This is a genomic window from Delftia sp. GW456-R20 (assembly GCF_001622915.1).
Taxonomy (GTDB): Bacteria; Pseudomonadota; Gammaproteobacteria; order Burkholderiales; family Burkholderiaceae_C; genus Comamonas; species Comamonas acidovorans.
Genome location: NZ_LWCN01000003.1, coordinates 594,799 through 611,455 on the forward strand (window position 1 = coordinate 594,799; position 16,657 = coordinate 611,455).

Consider the following 16,657-nt stretch of genomic DNA (forward strand, 5'->3'; position numbering starts at 1 on the left):
CGCGGATCGGCGCAACACCCACAGCGGCGCGCTCAGGCCGGCACCGCCAGCGCCGCCACGAACTGCTGGCCCACGGCGGTGATGATCTCGGCGCGCGCCGCCGTGCGCAGCTGCACCAGGGCGATCTGCCGGCTCTCGGCGGTCTGGGCAATGGGCAGCACGCGCAGGCGCGGGTCGCCCTCCCAGCCATGCCGCGCCAGATTGGGCAGCATGGCCACGCCCATGCCGTCGCGCACCAGCTCCACGATGGTCTCGATGGAGTTGAGCTCCAGGAACTCCTGGGGCTTGGCACGCAGGCGGCGCAGCGTGCGCTCCACCAGCTCGCCTGTGTGCTCGGTGCGGTCGAAGCGGATGAAGGGATAGCGCTCCACCATGTCGGCGGGCGCCGCGGGCCGGGCGGCGCGCGGCGCCAGCAGCACCATGGGCTCGGCATACAGCGGCGTCCACACCAGCGAGGGGCGCTTGATGGCCGGGTTGTAGACCACCACGGCCGCATCCAGCTCATGGTTCTCCACCTGGGCGATCAGCCGGTTGGACTTGCCCGAGACCACATGCAGGTCCACCGCCGGATGGTGGCGCTTGAGCTCCAGCGTGGCGCGCACCAGCTGGCTCAGCGCCGAGACGATGGAGCCGAACTGCACGGTGCCGGCCAGCGGTGCGTCGGCCCGCGTGCCGTGCTTGGCCTGCTCGTACAGCGCCACCAGCTGGGTGGCAATGGGCACCAGCGCCCGGCCCTGCTCGTTGAGCGTGACCAGCTTGCCCTGGCGCGCGAACAGCTTGCGCTTGAGGTCGTTTTCCAGCGTGCGCATCTGCAGCCCCACGGCCACCTGGGTCAGCGCCACGCGCTGGCCTGCCGCGGTGAAGGAGCCCTCGGCCGCCACGGCCAGAAAAGTGCGAAGAATGCGCAGGCTTGGCATAAAAGTTTTGCTTTCAAGATTCGTAAGAAATTCCAGCTTTCACCAAACAGTTTCTATCATCAAAATCGCTGGCAACCGATAGCCGATCGTCCTGATCGCACCCTCCCACTTCCCGGATTTCTGGAGATCTCCATGCCTGCACCCGTGTCCCGCCGCCTGCTTGTCTGCTGCGCCGCCCTGTTGACCTGCGCCACGCCCGGCTGGGCCGCGCCCGCCGCCGATGCCTGGCCCTCGCAGCCGCTGAAGATCATGGTGGGCTTTGCCGCCGGCGGCGCCAACGACATCGTGGCCCGCATCCTGGCCAAGGAGCTGCAGCAGCGCCTGGGCCAGAGCGTGGTGGTGGAGAACCGCGGCGGCGCGGGCGGCCTGATCGCCAGCGAAGTGGTGGCCAAGGCGCCCAAGAACGGCTACACGCTGCTGCTGGGCTCCATCGGCAGCAACACCGTGGCGCCCGTGCTGGCCAAGAAGCTGTCGTTCGACCCGCGCAAGGACCTGGAGCCCATCACCCTGGTGGCCGAGTCCGGCAACGCGCTGCTGGTGAACGCCGCCCTGCCCTACAAGACAGTGCAGGAAATGATCGAGGCCGCACGCAAAGCGCCGGGCAGCATCAACTACGCATCGTCGGGCAACGGCTCCACCCTGCACCTGGCAGGCGCACTGTTTGCCCAGCAGGCCGGCGTGAACCTGGTGCACGTGCCCTACCGCGGCAACGGCCCGGCCATCACCGATGTGTCGGGCGGCCAGGTGCAGGCCATCTTCTCGGGCATTCCGCCCGCCATCACCTCGGCCAAGACCGGCCAGACCCGCATCCTGGCCGTGACCACGAAGCAGCGCGTCAAGAACCTGCCCAACGTGCCCACCGTCGCCGAGGCCGGCCTGCCCGGCTATGCCTTCACGTCCTGGTACGGCCTGTTCACCACGGGCGGCACGGACCCGGCCATCGTCGAGCGGCTGGCCCAGGAAGTGCGCAAGATCATGGAGCGCCCCGAAGTGCAGGCCCAGTTCGAGGCCCAGGGCCTGGACCCCGAGACCAGCGACCCCAAGTCCTTCAAGCAGCAGATCGACCGCGAGCTGACGCGCTGGAGCCGTGACGTGAAGACCATGGGCATCACCGCCGACTGAGGCAGGTTCTTTCATGCACGCCTCTTCCTCTCCCTTCACTCCCGGCAACCCCTACGACTCCAGGCGGGTGCCCGTGTTCGCGCGCAATGCCGTGTCCACCTCCCACCCGCTGGCGGCGCAGGCCGGCCTGCGCATGCTGTGGGCAGGCGGCAACGCGGTGGACGCGGCCATTGCGGCGGCGGCTGCCATGACCATCGTCGAGCCGGTGAGCAACGGCCTGGGCTCGGACGCCTTCTGCATCCTCTGGGATGGCAAGGAACTGCACGGGCTCAACGCCAGCGGCCGCGCACCGCAGGGCTGGGCGCCCGAGTACTTCCACCAGCGCTATGGCCGCCAGGACAAGCCGCCGCGCCGGGGCGTGGACTCCATCACCGTGCCGGGCGCCGTCAGCGCCTGGGTGGCCCTGCACGAGCGCTTCGGCAAGCTGCCCTTTGACGCGCTGATGGAGCCGGCCGCCGAGATCGCCGAGCGCGGCTACCTGGTGCCGCCCGTGGTCCAGCAGAAATGGGCCGCAGGCGCGCCCGAGCTGCAATCGCAGCCGGGGTTCAGGGAAAGCTTCCTGCCCCGGGGCCGCGCGCCGGAAGTGGGCGAGCTGTTCCGCTTTCCCGCCGCAGCGCGCGCCCTGCGCGCCATTGGTGCCACGCGCGGCAAGGCCTTTTATGAAGGCGAGATTGCCCGGGCCGTGACCTCGTTCGTGCAGCAGCACGGCGGCTGCCTGGGCATGGCCGACATGGCCGCGCACGAAGTGCAATGGGTGCAGCCGCTGGCCAAGGACTACCGCGGCCACACGCTGCACGAGATACCGCCGGGCGGGCAAGGCATTGCCGCGCAGATCGCGCTGGGCATTCTGTCCAACTTCGACCTGGCCAGCCTGCCCGTGGATGGCGTGGCCTCCCAGCATCTGCAGATCGAGGCCATGAAGCTGGCCTTTGCCGACATCTACCGCTACGTGGCCGACGCGGACATGGAGGTGACGCCCGCACAGATGCTCGACGACGCCTACCTGGCCTCGCGCGCCAGGCTCATCGATCCGCGCCGTGCGCAGGACTTCAAGGCCGGCAACCCCGTGCGCGGCGGCACCATCTACCTGACGGCCGCCGACGAGAACGGCATGATGGTCAGCTTCATCCAGAGCAACTTCTCGGGCTTTGGCTCGGGCGTGGTGGAGCCGACCTTCGGCATCAGCCTGCAAAACCGCGGCCACGGCTTCGGCACCGACCCCCAGCACCCCAACCGCGCCAACCTGGTGGGCCCGGGCAAGCGCCCCTTCCACACCATCATTCCGGCCTTCCTGACCCGCGACGGCCAGCCCGTGATGAGCTTCGGCGTCATGGGCGGCAACATGCAGCCCCAGGGCCACATGCAGACTGTGGTGCGCATGCTGGACTACCGCCAGTCGCCCCAGGCGGCCTGCGATGCGCCGCGCTGGCGCGTCAACGAAGGCCTGGCCATCAACGTGGAAGGCGGCATGGAGCCGGCCACCATCGCCGGCCTGCAGGCGCTGGGCCACCAGGTGGAGGTCATCCACGACCCCTACCAGGACTTCGGCGCCGGCCAGTTCATCTGGCGCATGGGCGATCCCGCCGTGGAGGGCTACCAGATCGCCAGCGACCCGCGCCGCGACGGGCTGGCGGCCGGGTACTAGGGCCTGTTCACACTAATGTGGGGTCGCGAAGCTGCCTGCCAGCCCGCCAATCAAGGCGCGCGACGCCGTGCGTGTGCTCACACGCACAAGGAGCGCAACGCCGAGTGGCGGGCTGGCAGGCAGCTTCCCTTCGGGTTGCCCGGCTGCGGGCCGTCTGCGGCGTTGCACGCGCTTGCAAGGCACGGGCCTTGCTGCGCACGTGCGCCTTGCATACGACCCCGCAGCCGGGCAACGCGATCCCTGCATTAGTGTGAACAGGCCCTAGCGGAACGGGAAAGTGCGCGCGGCGGCTACTCCGCGCGCAGGCGCCCCTGGCGGGTCAGCCGCGCCGCCAGCGCGGCCTCTTCGCTGACCAGGCGCTGCAGCACGGCCGCGCTGGCCGGGAAGGGCTCGCTGCCCAGTTCGCGGATCAGGCGGCTGAACTCCGGGTCGGCCACAGACTGGGAGATCCAGCCATACAGGCTGTCCACGCTGGCCGTGGGCACACCCTTGGGCGCGAACACGCCCACGAAGGTGGTGGCATCGAACACCGGCAGGCCCAGCTGGGCCAGGTCGGGCACATCGGCCAGCCCGCCCCCGGCGCGCGGCCCCAGCACGAACAGCGCGCGCAGGGCGCCGCTCTTGATATGCGGCGTGGAGCTGGTGATCTGGTCCACCACGGCGTCGATCTGCCCGCCGATCAGATCGACCAGGGCCGGCCCCGATCCCTTGTAGGGCACGGGATTGACGCGCACCTTCACGGCATCTTCCAGCTGCAGCACGGCCAGGTGATTGGGCGAGCCCGGCCCGGCATGGCCCACGGTCACGCTGCCATCCCTGGCCTTCATCGCCTTGATGAAATCGGCAGCGGTCTTGAAGCGTGCGTCATTGGCGCGCACCACCACGACCACGGGCGTGCGGCTGACCACGGCAATGGGCGCAAAGCTGTCGGCGCGGTAGGGCAGCTTGATCATCTCGGGCAAGGTGCCCAACTGGCCCGGCGTGGCCACCAGCAGCGTATGCCCGTCCGGCTCGGCGCGCGCCACCCAGCCCGAGCCCACGGCACCACCGCCGCCCGCACGGTTGTCCACGATCACGGACTGCCCCGCATGCCGGGCCAGCGGAATGCCCAGCGTGCGGGCCACGATGTCCACGTTGCCGCCCGGCGCAAAGGGCACGACCAGCGTGAGCGGCTTGGCCGGAAATGCGCGCGCCTGCACTGCCGATGCAGCCGATGCCGCAGCCAGCGCCGCGAAAGATACCGCCGTGCGGATAAAGCCTCTGCGGCCCGATGTGATTCGATTCATTTTCTCTGTCTCCTGCTATTTGAAAATCAATGACCCCAATACAGGCGCGCGGGGTTATCGACCAATACCGTGTGCCTGTATTCCTCTGGAACCCAATCCACCAATGCCTGCGCCAATTCGCCAGCGGAATTCGAACGGGCCTTTATTCCGGGATGCGGCCAGTCCGACCCCCATACGATCCGGTGCGGATTGGCCTGCACCAGGGCATGTGCAATGGGAGTCACGGCCGGGTCCACGGCCGATGCCGTTGCCGATATCCGGTAGGCGCCCGAGAACTTCACCCAGGCCCGGCCTTCCTTCATCAGCGCCTGCAGATTGCGGCTGCCCGGCCCGCCGGCGCCCAGCTGGCGCGACGGGTGGCCGAAGTGATCCACCACCACGGCCACGCCCATGTCGGCAACGCGCTGCGCCAGGCCAGGGTCTTCATCCACGTTCACCAGCAATTGCACATGCCAGCCCAGGCCCCGGATGCGGTCGGCCACGGCCCGCAGGCTGGAGACGGAGACCCCGCCCGAAAACAGCGCATTGCACCGTGCGCCGCGCACGCCCAGGGCGTGCAGCGCTTCGATCTCCGCCTGCGGCGTGTCCTCATAGATCACGGCCACGCCACGCATGCGGCCCGCCTCGGCATGGCGCAGCGTCTGCTTGAGCAGGCCGTGATCGCGGCCATACACGCTGGGCTGGACCAGAACGCAACGGTCCACACCCAATGGGCGAAAGGCTTTCCAATAATCGTCCATGGACGCGACAGCCGGTGTATAGGCGCGTTCCGCAATCAACGGAAAATCATCGGAACGACCAAATACATGGAAATGGGTATCGCAGGAATTTTCTGGAAACAGATATTGTTCCGCTGGATTTTCGACTGCGTCGCAATCACCGGCACAGCGGTTGAAACTGGGTGAATTCATGGGCATTCATTTCAAAGCTGGTGCATTGTCGTGACGCACGTAAAATTCAGTCAAGCTCATCTTTGTCATCATCAAAATGAACAGCATTCAACATGCAGAAGGCGCGCCCCGGGCTCCGGTCAACCTGCGCAGCATCGACCTCAACCTGCTGGTGATCTTCGAGGCCCTGGTGGAAGAACGCAGCGTGGGCAAGGCCGCCGCGCGGCTGGGCATCACCTCCTCGGCCGTCAGCCATGCGCTGCGCCGGCTGCGCACCCAGTTCAACGACCCGCTGCTGCTGCGCACGGCCGAAGGCATGTCGCCCACGCCCGAGGCCGTGCGCCTGGCGCGCAGCTTCCGCAAGGCCTTCAGCGAGATCGAAAGCGCCATCGAGGTCAGCAAGGGCTTCGATCCGGCCACGGCGCGGCGCAATTTCCACCTGCGCCTGTCCGACTACGTGGGCGTGCTGCTGCTCCCGCAGCTGTGCATCCATCTGCGTGCGGTGGCGCCGGGCATCAGCCTGTCGGTGCAGTCCTTCGACGGCCGCCAGCCCTCGGATCGCGTCGAGTACGAAGGCGTGGAAATCCGCCTTTCCGTCTCGCGCGGTCGCTCGGTGCTGTCGGCGTCACGCCGCCTGCTGGATGACCAGTGGATGGTGCTGATGCGCAAGGACCATCCGGCCGCCGCCTCTCCGCTCACGCTGGAGAAATACCTGGAGCAGGGCCACCTGAAGGTCACGGGCGTGGGCAGCAGCATCGTGGATGAACTCCTGGCCGAGCGCGGGCTGGCGCGGCGCGTGATGTTCCAGGTGCCCACCTGGCTGGGCATGGTGCCCGTCATCGAATCCACCGACCTGGTGGCCGCCATGCCCGCGCACTGGATGCACAGCGTGCTGTCCGGCTCCAACTGTGTGGCGCGCCCCATGCCCCTGCCCGAGCTGGCCCTGTCCATCGACGCCGTCTGGCATCCGCGCAACGACCATGACGCGGGGCACAAATGGTTCAGGGAGCTGATCCACCAGATCTTCCAGGAGGCGTACAGCAAGTCCCTGCTCCAGCAGCGCCTGGACAGGGCTGGCACACGGAACAACGCTTAACCCAGCCCTCATGCTTTTCGGTGAAGATGCGGTCTTTCCGCCGCACAAGCCATGACACCAGAACAACACACTCCAGCGCTGCAGCGCCGCAACCTCGGCCTGCTCGTGGCCGCGCAATCGCTGGGGGGCGCGTCGCCGCCCATCATCATTTCGCTGGGCGGCCTGGTCGGCCAGCAGCTTTCCACCAATCCCACGGCCACCACGCTGCCGGTCAGCATCTACCAGCTGGGCCTGGCGCTGTCCACGCTGCCTGCGGCCTGGCTGATGCAGCGCATGGGGCGGCGCACGGCCTATGTGCTGGGTGCCATCCTGGGCGTGGTCTCGGGCGTGATCGCGGCCCAGGGCATTGCGCACTCCGATTTCGTGACCTTCTGCATCGGCACGGCGCTGGCGGGCTTTTACGCGGCCTGCGTGCAGAGCTACCGCTTCGCGGCCACCGACGCCATGACCGACCCCGCCGAGCAGGCGCGCGCCATCTCGCGCGTGATGATCGGCGGGCTGATTGCGGCCATCATCGGCCCGCAGGTGGTGATCTGGACGCGCGACGCCCTGCCCATGACGCCGTTCGCAGGCAGCTTCTACAGCCAGGCCGTGCTCGCCCTGCTGGCCCTGCCGCTGCTGCTGGGCCTGAAGCTGCCGCCGCCCCAGGCCCGCGCCGTGGCGGGCGAGGCCCGGCCGCTGGCCGAGATTGCGCGCACGCCGCAGTTCATCGTGGCGGCTTCGGCCGGCGTGGTCAGCTACGGTCTCATGGCCTTTCTGATGACGGCCGCGCCCATGGCCATGGTGGGCTGCGGCCACACGGTGGGCGAGGCGGCGCTGGGCATCCAGTGGCATGTGCTGGCCATGTTCGCGCCCAGCTTCTTCACGGGCCGGCTGATCGCGCGCTTTGGAAAGCGCCGCATCACGGCGCTGGGGCTGGTGATGATCGCCGCCTCGGCCCTGATGGCGTTGATGGGGCTGGAGCTGCTGCACTTCTGGGGCTCCCTGGTGCTGCTGGGCGTGGGCTGGAACTTCGGCTTCATCGGCGCCACGGCCATGGTGACCGAGTGCTACCGCCCTGCCGAGCGCGCCAAGGTGCAGGCCCTCAATGACTTCCTGGTCTTCGGCACCGTGGCCGTGGCCTCGTTCGGCTCGGGCCAGCTGCTGCACACGGCCGGCTGGGACGGCATCAACACCTGGCTGCTGCCCATCGTGGGCGTGGTGCTGCTGATGCTGGCCGTGCAGGGACGGGGTCGCGGCGCAGGCGCGCCGGCCTGAAGTGTGAAGCGCATGTCGGAACGGACGCCATGCCAGGCCATCGGAAATCGTGGTCCAGACCTCTTGTGGAGAGAATCCATGCGTGAAGCCATTGCGCTGTTGTGTGGCCTGGCATTGGCAGTTCCAGCCATGGCGCAGATCTATCAATGCAAGGATCCATCCGGAGACATGAATTTCTCCGACCGTCCATGCAGCAGCGCGCAAGTCGGCGGCATGATCGAGCGCCGAAAGACGGATGCGGAGATTCTCCAGGAGCGCGCCGAGGCCGCGCGGGCCAACGAGCGCAAATACCACCAGCAGGCCGTCGACGCACAGCGGCGCCAGATCGATAGCCAGCAGCGCATGATCGACCAGCAGGCGCAGCAGCCCACGCCTGCATCAGCCTCCCCGGGCTGCGGCCAGGCTCGCAAGGAGCTGGAATTCGTCTCCAGCATCCGCAGTCTCTCCGAAGGCGAAAAGCGCATGCGCATGAATGCGCAGATCTCCAACGTGAACGCATCCTGCGGCACGAATATGCCCTTGCTCCAGGAGCCACCCAAGATTGTCCTGACCCCTCCCGCCGGCACCCGCACCGTAAAGCTCGACCGGTGCAAGGCAGACAGCTGCTTCGACATCAAAGGCAACCTCTATCGCCGGTATCGCGACACCTTGACCGCCTACAACGGGCTGATCTGCCTGCTGGAAGGCGACACGATTCGCTGCGACTGAGCAGCGCCGTCCAACCCATGATGGGCCCGCCAAGGAGGGCCTGTGCTGAACGCAGCACCAGGCTACTTGCGGCCACCCTCGGGCAGGTCCACGCGGCGGCTGCCCAGCCAGAGCACGGCCACCCAGCCCAGCAGCGCCAGGGCCAGCAGCACGGACAGATGCCATAGCGCCGCCTCCAGCGGCGCGCCGGCCTGGTTCAGGCGCAGCGAGGCCTGGATGGCGGCCGTGCTGGGCGACAGCCAGCGCAGCGCCTGCAGCAGTTGCGGCAGGGCCTCGGCCGGCCAGCTGAAGCCGCCGACGAAGGCCAGCGGGATGGAGGTGAACAGCACCACCTGCATGGCACGCTCGCGGTTGGCCAGCCACCAGCCCAGCAGCGCCGCCACGCCCGCCACGGCCGGGACGAAGACGGCCAGCAGCGCCAGCGCACCCCAGGGATTGCCGCCACGCGGATAGTCGTGCCAGACGAAGATCCAGCCGAAGTAGTACAGGCCCGAGAGCCAGCCCAGCGTGCACAGCGCCAGCAGCCGCGCCAGCCAGGTGCGTGCCGGCGCCCTGTCCAATCCCTGCTCGCGCCAGGTTCCCACCAGCAGCGCGCCGCCCATGAGCAGTGTCTGCTGCAGGATGATGATGGCCACTGCGGCGACGACGAAGCTGCCGTAGCCTTCCGTCGGATTGAACAGGGCCTGCATCTGCAGGTTGACGGGCGAGCGGCTGGCCTGGGCCTGCAGCGCGCTCTGTCCACCGGCCGTCAGCCGCCGCAGCTCCACGCCTGCCGAGACCGTGCCGAAGGCTTCGGCAAAGCCGTACTGCACCTGCTTGGCGGCCAGCGGGTAGGCACCGTTGGCATAGACGGGGACCACGGCCTCTTCGCTGCGCACCACGCGGCGCTTGAGGTCGCGCGGCAGCAGCGCGTAGCCCATGACGCGGCCATCCAGCAGGGCTTGCTGCGCCTGGGCCTCGTCGCCCGTGACCAGGGTCACCTCGATGCGCGGGCTGGCCTGGGCAAAGCGCAGCATCTGGCGTGCCAGGCCGCTGCCGTCGTGCTGCACCACGGCCACGGGCACGCGCTGCACGACCTCCTGCCCATAGAACCAGGGATAGAAGAAGCCGTAGAGCACGGGCGCGCCCACCAGCAGCATGAGCACGCCCACGTCGCCGAACACGGCACGCAGGGCGCTGATGAAGTCTTGCGCAAAGCCCCTGGCCATCTCAACGCCCTCCCCATTTGTCGGGGCGGGAAAGGCCGCGCGCCAGGCCTGCCGTGGCCAGCAGCAGCAACACCAGCGCGGCCAGCAATAGCCCGGCCACCACGGGCAGGCTCTGCACGATGGGCGCGCCCATCTGCAACTGCTCTATCTGCAGCCGCGCATAGTGGGTATAGGGCATGGACAGGGCCCAGGCACGTGCCGAATCGGGCATGGCCAGCAGCGGAAAACCCACGCCGCTGAACGCAAAGGCCGGCGCCGACAGCAGGCCTGCGCCCGACAGCGCCGTGCGCAGCGACAGCGTGAGCGCCGCCAGCAGCGCCCCGGCCGCCAGGCTCACGGCGATCAGCAGCAGCAGGGCCAGCGCCACCCAGGCCAGGCTGGCAGCGCCCTGCCCCGGATGCCAGCCCCGTCCGGCCGTGAGCCACAGTATGGCCAGCGTACCGCCCAGGCCCAGGCTGGCCCAGGACAGCGCCAGCTTGCCCGCCAAGGCGCCCGCAATGGCGCTCCAGCCGGGCCTTCCCGGGCCCGCAGCCTCGGCCATCCACTGGCCCAGCGTGCGGTCGCGCAGCTCGCGCCCCACGGACCAGGCGCCGGCCGTCATGCCCAGGATGTGCAGCAGCGCGGGAATCAGCGCCGCCGCCAGGAACTGCTCGTAATTGGTGGAGATGTTGAACAGCGACACCAGGTTGGTGCGTATGGGCTCCATGCGCACGCGCAGCGCCTGGGCCGGGTCGCCGCGCTTGGCACGGGCCTGCATTTCCACGCCGGCCGACAGCGTTCCCACCACCTGGCGCAGGTCGCGCTGGATCAGGCTGGAATGCGTTGCCAGCTGGGCGTTGTGCATGAGCACCACGTCAGCCCCCTGGCCCCGCTTGATGTCGCGCGCAAAGTCTGGCGGGATCTGCACCACGGCGTAGGCATTCATGGACTGCAGCGCCCATTGCGCCTCCGAGGCATTGAGCACCTGCGACTGCACGGCCAGGCCCGGCGTGGCATCCAGCATGCGCACCAGCTGGCGCGACAGGGCGCTGTGGTCCTGGTCCCAGACGGCGACGGGCAGGCGCTGGACCAGTCCTGCCGAGAAGATCCAGACCATGAGCAGCAGCGCCAGCAGCGGCACCCAGCTGACCATGGCCAGGTCCCAGGGCCGCCCGCGCAGCAGACGCCATTCGCGCCGCAGGCTGGCGGCAAAGGCCGTGGGCGGGTTCGCGCTCACTGCCGCCGGCCGCTCAACGGCCGCCTTCCACGACCACGCTCATGCCGGGCCGCGCGCCCGCAATGGGCTGCTGCGGCCGCGCGCGGACCTCGAAGGTGCGCGCATCGAAGCCCTGGCCCGCACGCGTGGCGCGCCAGGTGGCGAAGTCGGGCAGCACACCCAGGTAGTAGACCTCGAAGCCGGCCTCGCGGTTGTCCAGGCCCGGCAGGCGGCCGGTGAAGCGGCTGCCCTGGGCAAAGCGTGCAAGCTGGTCCTCGCGCACATTGAGCACCACCCACTGGTCGGCCAGGTCCACCACGGTGACCACGGCCACGCCCTGCGGGGACAGCTCGCCCTGGCGGGCCAGCACCTGGCCCACCTCGCCGCCCACGGGGCTGCGCAGCTCGGTCTCGGCACGCGCGGCCTCCACCTCGGCGACCACGCCCTGCACCTGGCGTGCCTGGGCCTGGGCAGCGCTGCGATCCTCCTGGCGCGCGCCCGATGCCGCCATTTCATACTGCGCACGCGCGGCCAGCGCCTGGTCGCGCGAGGCGCGCCAGTTGGCATCGGCTTCATCGCGCTTCTGGGCCGCAACCAGCCCCTGGTCGAACAGGCTTTGCACGCGGCGCAGCGAGGTCTGGGCCAGGTCGGCGGCCGTCTGGGCGCGCTGCCAGTTCAGGCGCGCCATCTGCACTTCCTGCGGGCGGGCGCCGGCCTGTGCCTTGTCGGCCTGGGCCTGGGCGGCATCGCGGGCGGCCTCGGCCTGGGCCAGCTTGGCGCGCACCTCGGGGCTGTCCATCTCCACCAGCAGATCGCCGGGCTGGATCTTCTGGCCTTCGGTGACGCGCACCTTGGCGATGCGCGCCGTGACCTTGGGCGCGATGTCGGTCTCGCGTGCCTCCATCTGGCCCTGGAAATACAGGGGGGCGGGCTGCGCCGCACGCCAAAAGCCCCAGGCCACGAGCAGCAGCACGGCCAGCACGATGGCCAGGGCCAGCCAGGGGCGCCTGCGCCCCGGCGGCACGGGCGCGGGGCCGGGTGCTTCGGGGGCGCTGCGGGGATGGTCGGGCGTGGCTGTGCTCATGGTGCGTCGGGTGGGATCTGTATGTCGGCCTGGGCCATGAATCGGTCGAATTCCTCGCTCTGGCCCGTGCTCTCCAGCAGTGCGGCCAGGGCCTGCACATACTGGTTGGCCAGTTCGGCACGCTGGGTCTGGACCTTGGCGAGATTGAGGCTGGCATCGATCAGGTCCAGCGTGGTGCTGGTGCCTTCCCGCAGGCCGGCCTCGCGCAGCCGCAGCAGCTCGCGCGCAAGATCCTCCTGGGCCTGCTGGGCCTGGTACTGGCGGCGTGCCTGCTCCACGCCCAGCCAGTTCTTTTCGACCAGCAGCGCGATGTCGCTGAGCGCCTGGGCTTCGGTCAGCTCGGCCTGCTCGATCTTGCGCTGCGAGGAGGCGGCCAGCGCATCGCGGTCGATGCTGTCCCACAGCGTCCAGCGCACGGCCACGCCAGCCACCCAGTTGGGCTTGCCGCTGGTGTTGACCTCGCGCGAACCGAAGGCCAGCAGCTGCGGCCGGCGCAGCGCCTCCTGCGCGTCGTGCAGCGACTCGGCCTGGCGCTTCTTGGCCTGCACCTTGTCCAGACCCGGATGGTGCGACTGGGCCGTGGCGACGAAGCCGTCCAGCGGCGGCAGAGGCCGGCTGCTGACGAACAGCGGCGTGCTGGGCAGCACCTGCCGCTGCGCCTTGACCGTGCGCGCCAGCGCCGCTGCGGCCAGGTCTGCGTCGTCGCGCGATTTGCGTGCCTGCTGCTCGGCGTCGGCCAGCGCGGCACGGGCCTGCAGGCGCTCCAGCCGGGAGATCACGCCCGCCTTGAGCATGCTTTGCGCCGCCGTGTCATGCACGCGCACGCCTTCAAGCGCACGCTCGCGCAGCCGTGCGGCCCGCTCGGCCAGCTGGGCGCCGAAGTAGCGCTGCACCAGCAGCGAATGCAGGGCGTGGCTGCTGCTGGCGGCATCGGCCAGGGCTTCGTCGGTGGCAGCGTCCAGGCCACTGCGTACCGCATCGGACAGGCCGCCCAGGTACAGCGGCCAGACCAGGGACAGGCTGGCCGAGGCATTCGTGCTCTTGCGCTGCAAGGCATAGGAAGTGGGCAGTTGCGGCAGCGAGGGAATGGCCGGCCCCACCGAGGGCGGCAGCTGGCCGAGGACACCGTCCAGGGTGCGCCGCGCAGGATCGAGATCGATGTCGGCATTGGCCGAGTAGCGGTAGCCCAGGCCCGTGATGGCCACGGAAGGCCCGCCCAGCCCCTGCGTACCCTGGCGTCTGAGCCGCGCGCTTTCCACGGCCTTGGCCGAGGCGGCCAGTTGGTCGGAGCCCTGCAGCAGCGCCTGACGGGCCTGCACGAAGCTCATCGCGGCGGCAGCCTGGGAGGCCGGAGCCTCCCCTGCCGCCTGGGCCGCCCCTGCGACCATGCCCAGCGCCGCCAGCCACGGCACAAGGCGCGCGGGCCGCGCAAGCAACGGAAAAAACATGGAAGCGCTCAATGGCATGAATGGGGGCGCCTTGCGTGGTTCACCGATGGTGGCGAAGCTTACACGGGCTTGCAGGCGGGCTACCGTCGGACAAGGTCCTGTGCCTTGTGCCCCCGGCACTGTGCAGCAGGGTCGATTTGCGTGGCGTTCCATCCCATTTCTGTGCGCAGGTGCCGCGCCATGCCGCTACACTGGCGCCTGCCTGCGCGAGCATGTCCTGGCGGACCTGTCCGCAGGCCTTTTTTTTCTGCCCGGCATCGGCCCGATGCCCCGACTGACCACCATGTCCACCGTCTTCAACTTCACCTTCGTCCCCTGGTTCCGGTCCGTGGCTCCCTATATCCACAAGTTCCGACACCAGACCTTTGTGGTGGGACTGACGGGCGAGGCCATCGCATCGGGCAAGCTCAGCTCCATCGTCCAGGACCTGGCCATGATCCAGGCCATGGGCGTGAAGATCGTGCTGGTCCATGGCTTCCGTCCCCAGGTCAACGAACAACTGGCCGCCAAGGGCCATGAGGCCCAGTACTCGCGCGGCGTGCGCATCACCGACTCCGTGGCGCTGGACTGCGCCCAGGAAGCCGCTGGCCAGCTGCGCTACGAGATCGAGGCCGCCTTCAGCCAGGGCCTGCCCAATACGCCCATGGCCGGCGCGCGGGTGCGGGTGATCTCGGGCAACTTCCTCACGGCGCGGCCCGTGGGCATCGTGGACGGCGTGGATTTCAAGCATTCGGGCCTGGTGCGCAAGGTCGATGTCAGCGGCATCCGCAGCGCCCTGGACATGGATGCCATGGTGCTGATGTCGCCCTTCGGCTTCTCGCCCACCGGCGAGGCCTTCAACCTGAGCATGGAAGAGGTGGCCACGCGCGTGGCCATCGAGCTGAAGGCCGACAAGCTGATCTTCATGACCGAGGTGCCGGGCATCCGCATGGACCCCACGGGCCCGGCCGACGAGACCAACCCCATCGACACCGAGCTGCCGCTGGCCACGGCCCGCCGCATGCTGGCCGAGCTGCCCACGCCCGAGCAGCCCACGGACACGGGCTTTTACCTGCAGCACTGCGTGCATGCCTGCGAGCACGGCGTGGAGCGCAGCCACATCCTGCCCTTTGCGATTGACGGCGCCCTGCTGCTGGAGATCTATGTGCACGACGGCATCGGCACCATGATCATCGACGAGAAGCTGGAAGAGCTGCGCGAGGCCACGCCCGACGACGTGGCCGGGATCATCCAGCTGATCGAGCCCTTCGAGAAGGACGGCACCCTGGTCAAGCGCAGCCGCACCGAGATCGAGCGCGACATCGCCCACTACACCATCATCGAACACGATGGCGTGATCTTCGGCTGCGCCGCGCTCTACCCCTATCCCAGCGCCAGGACGGCCGAGATGGCGGCCGTCACCGTCTCGCCCAAGAGCCAGGGCACGGGCGATGGCGAGAAGCTGCTCAAGCGCATAGAGCAGCGCGCCAAGGCCCAGGGCCTGGACAGCCTGTTCGTGCTGACCACGCGCACCATGCACTGGTTCATCAAGCGCGGCTTCCAGCCCGTGGACCCCGACTGGCTGCCCGAGGCTCGCAAGGCCAAGTACAACTGGGACCGCAAAAGTCAGGTCCTGGTCAAGAAGCTGTAACCCCCTGAGGCGCTGTGCGCCTTCCCCCTCACGAAGGGGGCATACGGGCGGCCGGCGACACCCTCGGTGCGGGGGCGGCGCGGCCGGCCCAGGCCCTTCCTCGGTGTCTCTCGTCTTCAGGCCGCGCCAATTTTCTGAAATCGCCCAAATCAAGCGACATGGTGGCGCAACTCAGCCTTGCACTGCTGCCTGCCAGCGTGCGGCCGCCTTGCCGGCCGCTGCCAGCGCCGCATCGCGCTGTGGCGCGTCGGCCGGGCATTCGGTGAGGTAGCCGGTCACCAGCAGCGGTGCGCTTTGCGGCGTGGGCCAGGCGATGACGGCATCGTTGGCCGTGCCGCGATCGCCGGTGCCCGTCTTTCCACCCACGCGCCAGCCGGCCGGCATGCCCGCGCGCAGGCGCTTGTCGCCCGTGCGGCTGGCCACCAGCCACTGCTGCAGCAGGGCGCGGCCATGGCCGTCCAGCACCGATCCCAGCAGCAGGCGCTGCATGCTTTGCACCATGGCCAGCGGCGTGGTGGTGTCGCGCTCGTCGCCGGGCAGGCCTTCGTTGAGCTCGGGCTCCATGCGGTCCAGGCGCGTGGTCTCGTCGCCGCTGGCGCGCAGCCACTGCGTCAGCGCCTGCGGGCCGCCGCTGGCGTCCAGCAGCAGGTTGGCGGCGGTGTTGTCGCTGAGCACCACGGCGGCCTCGCACAGCTCGGAGATGGTCATGCCGCCGCCATCACCGGCACGCGGGCCGCTGGCCGGCGAGTAGGGAACCAGCCGGGAGCTGGCGTAGTGCACGCGGCGCGACAGGCGCTCATCGCCCTGCTGCACGCGGTCCAGCACCTGGGCGGCCAGCAGCAGCTTGAAGGTGCTGCACATGACAAAGCGCTCGTCGCCGCGGTGGTCCACGCTGGCGCCCGACTCCGCCTCCAGCACGGCCACGCCGAGCCGCCCGCCCACACTTTTCTCGATGCGCGCCAGCTCGGTCCTGAAGGCCTGGTCGGCAGCCCCCTGTTTTTTTGATGGCAGGGCGCAGCCGGCCAGCCCGGCCGCCATCCAGACGGCCGCGCCGCCCGTCATCAGAAAATCGCGTCTTTGCATTGTTTTTCCTTTTCAGTTGCAGATCGACAAACGCAACGATAGCGCCGCGCCCAATCTGCGACCAGCGTGAATAATTGGCAGCATCCCT

General features: G+C 69.0%; 14 protein-coding genes. 6 read left to right on the forward strand and 8 right to left on the reverse strand.

The genetic code is table 11. From position 1 onward, the window contains the following. Window positions 1-32: 32 nt before the first annotated feature. Window positions 33-917, reverse strand: coding sequence for a LysR family transcriptional regulator (locus tag A4F85_RS03970; protein WP_043822811.1), 885 nt, complete (start codon window positions 915-917; stop codon window positions 33-35). 132 nt (window positions 918-1,049) lie between these two features. Here A4F85_RS03970 and A4F85_RS03975 point away from each other — a divergent pair, with 132 nt between their 5' ends. Together A4F85_RS03975 and A4F85_RS03980 are read left to right on the forward strand one after the other, a co-directional pair. Further along, on the forward strand, window positions 1,050-2,039 hold the full coding sequence (locus A4F85_RS03975; protein WP_013801719.1) for a Bug family tripartite tricarboxylate transporter substrate binding protein: 990 nt from the start codon (window positions 1,050-1,052) through the stop codon (window positions 2,037-2,039). Between the two features lie 13 nt (window positions 2,040-2,052). Beyond that, window positions 2,053-3,684 (forward strand): gamma-glutamyltransferase family protein, encoded by a 1,632-nt coding sequence (locus A4F85_RS03980; RefSeq protein ID WP_043822809.1) that lies wholly within the window; start codon window positions 2,053-2,055, stop codon window positions 3,682-3,684. A gap of 290 nt (window positions 3,685-3,974) precedes the next feature. On the opposite strand, the gene A4F85_RS03985 is transcribed toward A4F85_RS03980, so the two are convergent. After that, entirely contained in the window at window positions 3,975-4,970 is a 996-nt protein-coding gene (locus tag A4F85_RS03985; RefSeq protein WP_063325725.1) for a tripartite tricarboxylate transporter substrate binding protein, read from the reverse strand. A gap of 26 nt (window positions 4,971-4,996) precedes the next feature. After that, complete coding sequence (locus tag A4F85_RS03990; RefSeq protein WP_082848103.1) at window positions 4,997-5,887, reverse strand: amidohydrolase family protein; 891 nt, start codon at window positions 5,885-5,887, stop codon at window positions 4,997-4,999. 70 nt (window positions 5,888-5,957) lie between these two features. Here A4F85_RS03990 and A4F85_RS03995 point away from each other — a divergent pair, with 70 nt between their 5' ends. The 3 genes from A4F85_RS03995 (at window position 5,958) to A4F85_RS04005 (ending at window position 8,921) form a co-directional block, all read left to right on the forward strand. Next, a complete protein-coding gene (locus tag A4F85_RS03995) occupies window positions 5,958-6,956 on the forward strand; it encodes a LysR family transcriptional regulator (RefSeq protein WP_063325727.1) in 999 nt (332 codons plus the stop codon). Window positions 6,957-7,007: 51 nt separating this feature from the next. Then, window positions 7,008-8,213: an MFS transporter gene (locus A4F85_RS04000; RefSeq protein ID WP_013801714.1), complete on the forward strand. Its 1,206-nt coding sequence runs from the start codon at window positions 7,008-7,010 to the stop codon at window positions 8,211-8,213. Window positions 8,214-8,291: 78 nt separating this feature from the next. Beyond that, entirely contained in the window at window positions 8,292-8,921 is a 630-nt protein-coding gene (locus tag A4F85_RS04005) for a DUF4124 domain-containing protein (RefSeq protein ID WP_063325728.1), read from the forward strand. Between the two features lie 62 nt (window positions 8,922-8,983). Here the strand turns inward: A4F85_RS04005 and A4F85_RS04010 are convergent, their stop codons facing one another. Genes A4F85_RS04010 through A4F85_RS04025 form a run of 4 tightly spaced genes read right to left on the reverse strand, consistent with a single transcriptional unit; the run spans window position 8,984 to window position 13,856 of the window. Continuing rightward, complete coding sequence (locus tag A4F85_RS04010) at window positions 8,984-10,129, reverse strand: ABC transporter permease (RefSeq protein WP_063325729.1); 1,146 nt, start codon at window positions 10,127-10,129, stop codon at window positions 8,984-8,986. Window position 10,130: 1 nt separating this feature from the next. Then, window positions 10,131-11,345: an ABC transporter permease gene (locus tag A4F85_RS04015; protein WP_063325730.1), complete on the reverse strand. Its 1,215-nt coding sequence runs from the start codon at window positions 11,343-11,345 to the stop codon at window positions 10,131-10,133. Between the two features lie 13 nt (window positions 11,346-11,358). Beyond that, the gene (locus A4F85_RS04020) at window positions 11,359-12,408 is read right to left on the reverse strand and encodes an HlyD family secretion protein (RefSeq protein WP_063325731.1); all 1,050 of its coding nucleotides are present in this window, start codon (window positions 12,406-12,408) and stop codon (window positions 11,359-11,361) included. Beyond that, a complete protein-coding gene (locus tag A4F85_RS04025; protein ID WP_063325732.1) occupies window positions 12,405-13,856 on the reverse strand; it encodes a TolC family protein in 1,452 nt (483 codons plus the stop codon). Before A4F85_RS04025 ends, A4F85_RS04020 begins: the two co-directional genes overlap by 4 nt. Before the next feature lie 283 nt (window positions 13,857-14,139). On the opposite strand from A4F85_RS04025, the gene argA reads away from it, so the two are divergent. Continuing rightward, the gene (gene argA, locus A4F85_RS04030) at window positions 14,140-15,486 is read left to right on the forward strand and encodes an amino-acid N-acetyltransferase (protein ID WP_012206372.1); all 1,347 of its coding nucleotides are present in this window, start codon (window positions 14,140-14,142) and stop codon (window positions 15,484-15,486) included. A 171-nt stretch (window positions 15,487-15,657) separates the two neighbouring features. Here the strand turns inward: argA and bla are convergent, their stop codons facing one another. Continuing rightward, window positions 15,658-16,569: a class A beta-lactamase gene (gene bla / locus A4F85_RS04035; RefSeq protein WP_063325733.1), complete on the reverse strand. Its 912-nt coding sequence runs from the start codon at window positions 16,567-16,569 to the stop codon at window positions 15,658-15,660. Window positions 16,570-16,657: the final 88 nt, after the last annotated feature.

Excerpts from the sequence above, each read along its gene's own strand:
- A4F85_RS03970 (WP_043822811.1), bottom strand. The coding sequence starts at position 917 with ATGCCAAGCCTGCGCATTCTTCGCACTTTTCTGGCCGTGGCGGCCGAG.
- A4F85_RS03975 (WP_013801719.1), top strand. The coding sequence starts at position 1,050 with ATGCCTGCACCCGTGTCCCGCCGCCTGCTTGTCTGCTGCGCCGCCCTG.
- A4F85_RS03980 (WP_043822809.1), top strand. The coding sequence starts at position 2,053 with ATGCACGCCTCTTCCTCTCCCTTCACTCCCGGCAACCCCTACGACTCC.
- A4F85_RS03985 (WP_063325725.1), bottom strand. The coding sequence starts at position 4,970 with ATGAATCGAATCACATCGGGCCGCAGAGGCTTTATCCGCACGGCGGTA.
- A4F85_RS03990 (WP_082848103.1), bottom strand. The coding sequence starts at position 5,887 with ATGCCCATGAATTCACCCAGTTTCAACCGCTGTGCCGGTGATTGCGAC.
- A4F85_RS03995 (WP_063325727.1), top strand. The coding sequence starts at position 5,958 with ATGAACAGCATTCAACATGCAGAAGGCGCGCCCCGGGCTCCGGTCAAC.
- A4F85_RS04000 (WP_013801714.1), top strand. The coding sequence starts at position 7,008 with ATGACACCAGAACAACACACTCCAGCGCTGCAGCGCCGCAACCTCGGC.
- A4F85_RS04005 (WP_063325728.1), top strand. The coding sequence starts at position 8,292 with ATGCGTGAAGCCATTGCGCTGTTGTGTGGCCTGGCATTGGCAGTTCCA.
- A4F85_RS04010 (WP_063325729.1), bottom strand. The coding sequence starts at position 10,129 with ATGGCCAGGGGCTTTGCGCAAGACTTCATCAGCGCCCTGCGTGCCGTG.
- A4F85_RS04020 (WP_063325731.1), bottom strand. The coding sequence starts at position 12,408 with ATGAGCACAGCCACGCCCGACCATCCCCGCAGCGCCCCCGAAGCACCC.
- A4F85_RS04025 (WP_063325732.1), bottom strand. The coding sequence starts at position 13,856 with ATGTTTTTTCCGTTGCTTGCGCGGCCCGCGCGCCTTGTGCCGTGGCTG.
- argA (WP_012206372.1), top strand. The coding sequence starts at position 14,140 with ATGTCCACCGTCTTCAACTTCACCTTCGTCCCCTGGTTCCGGTCCGTG.
- bla (WP_063325733.1), bottom strand. The coding sequence starts at position 16,569 with ATGCAAAGACGCGATTTTCTGATGACGGGCGGCGCGGCCGTCTGGATG.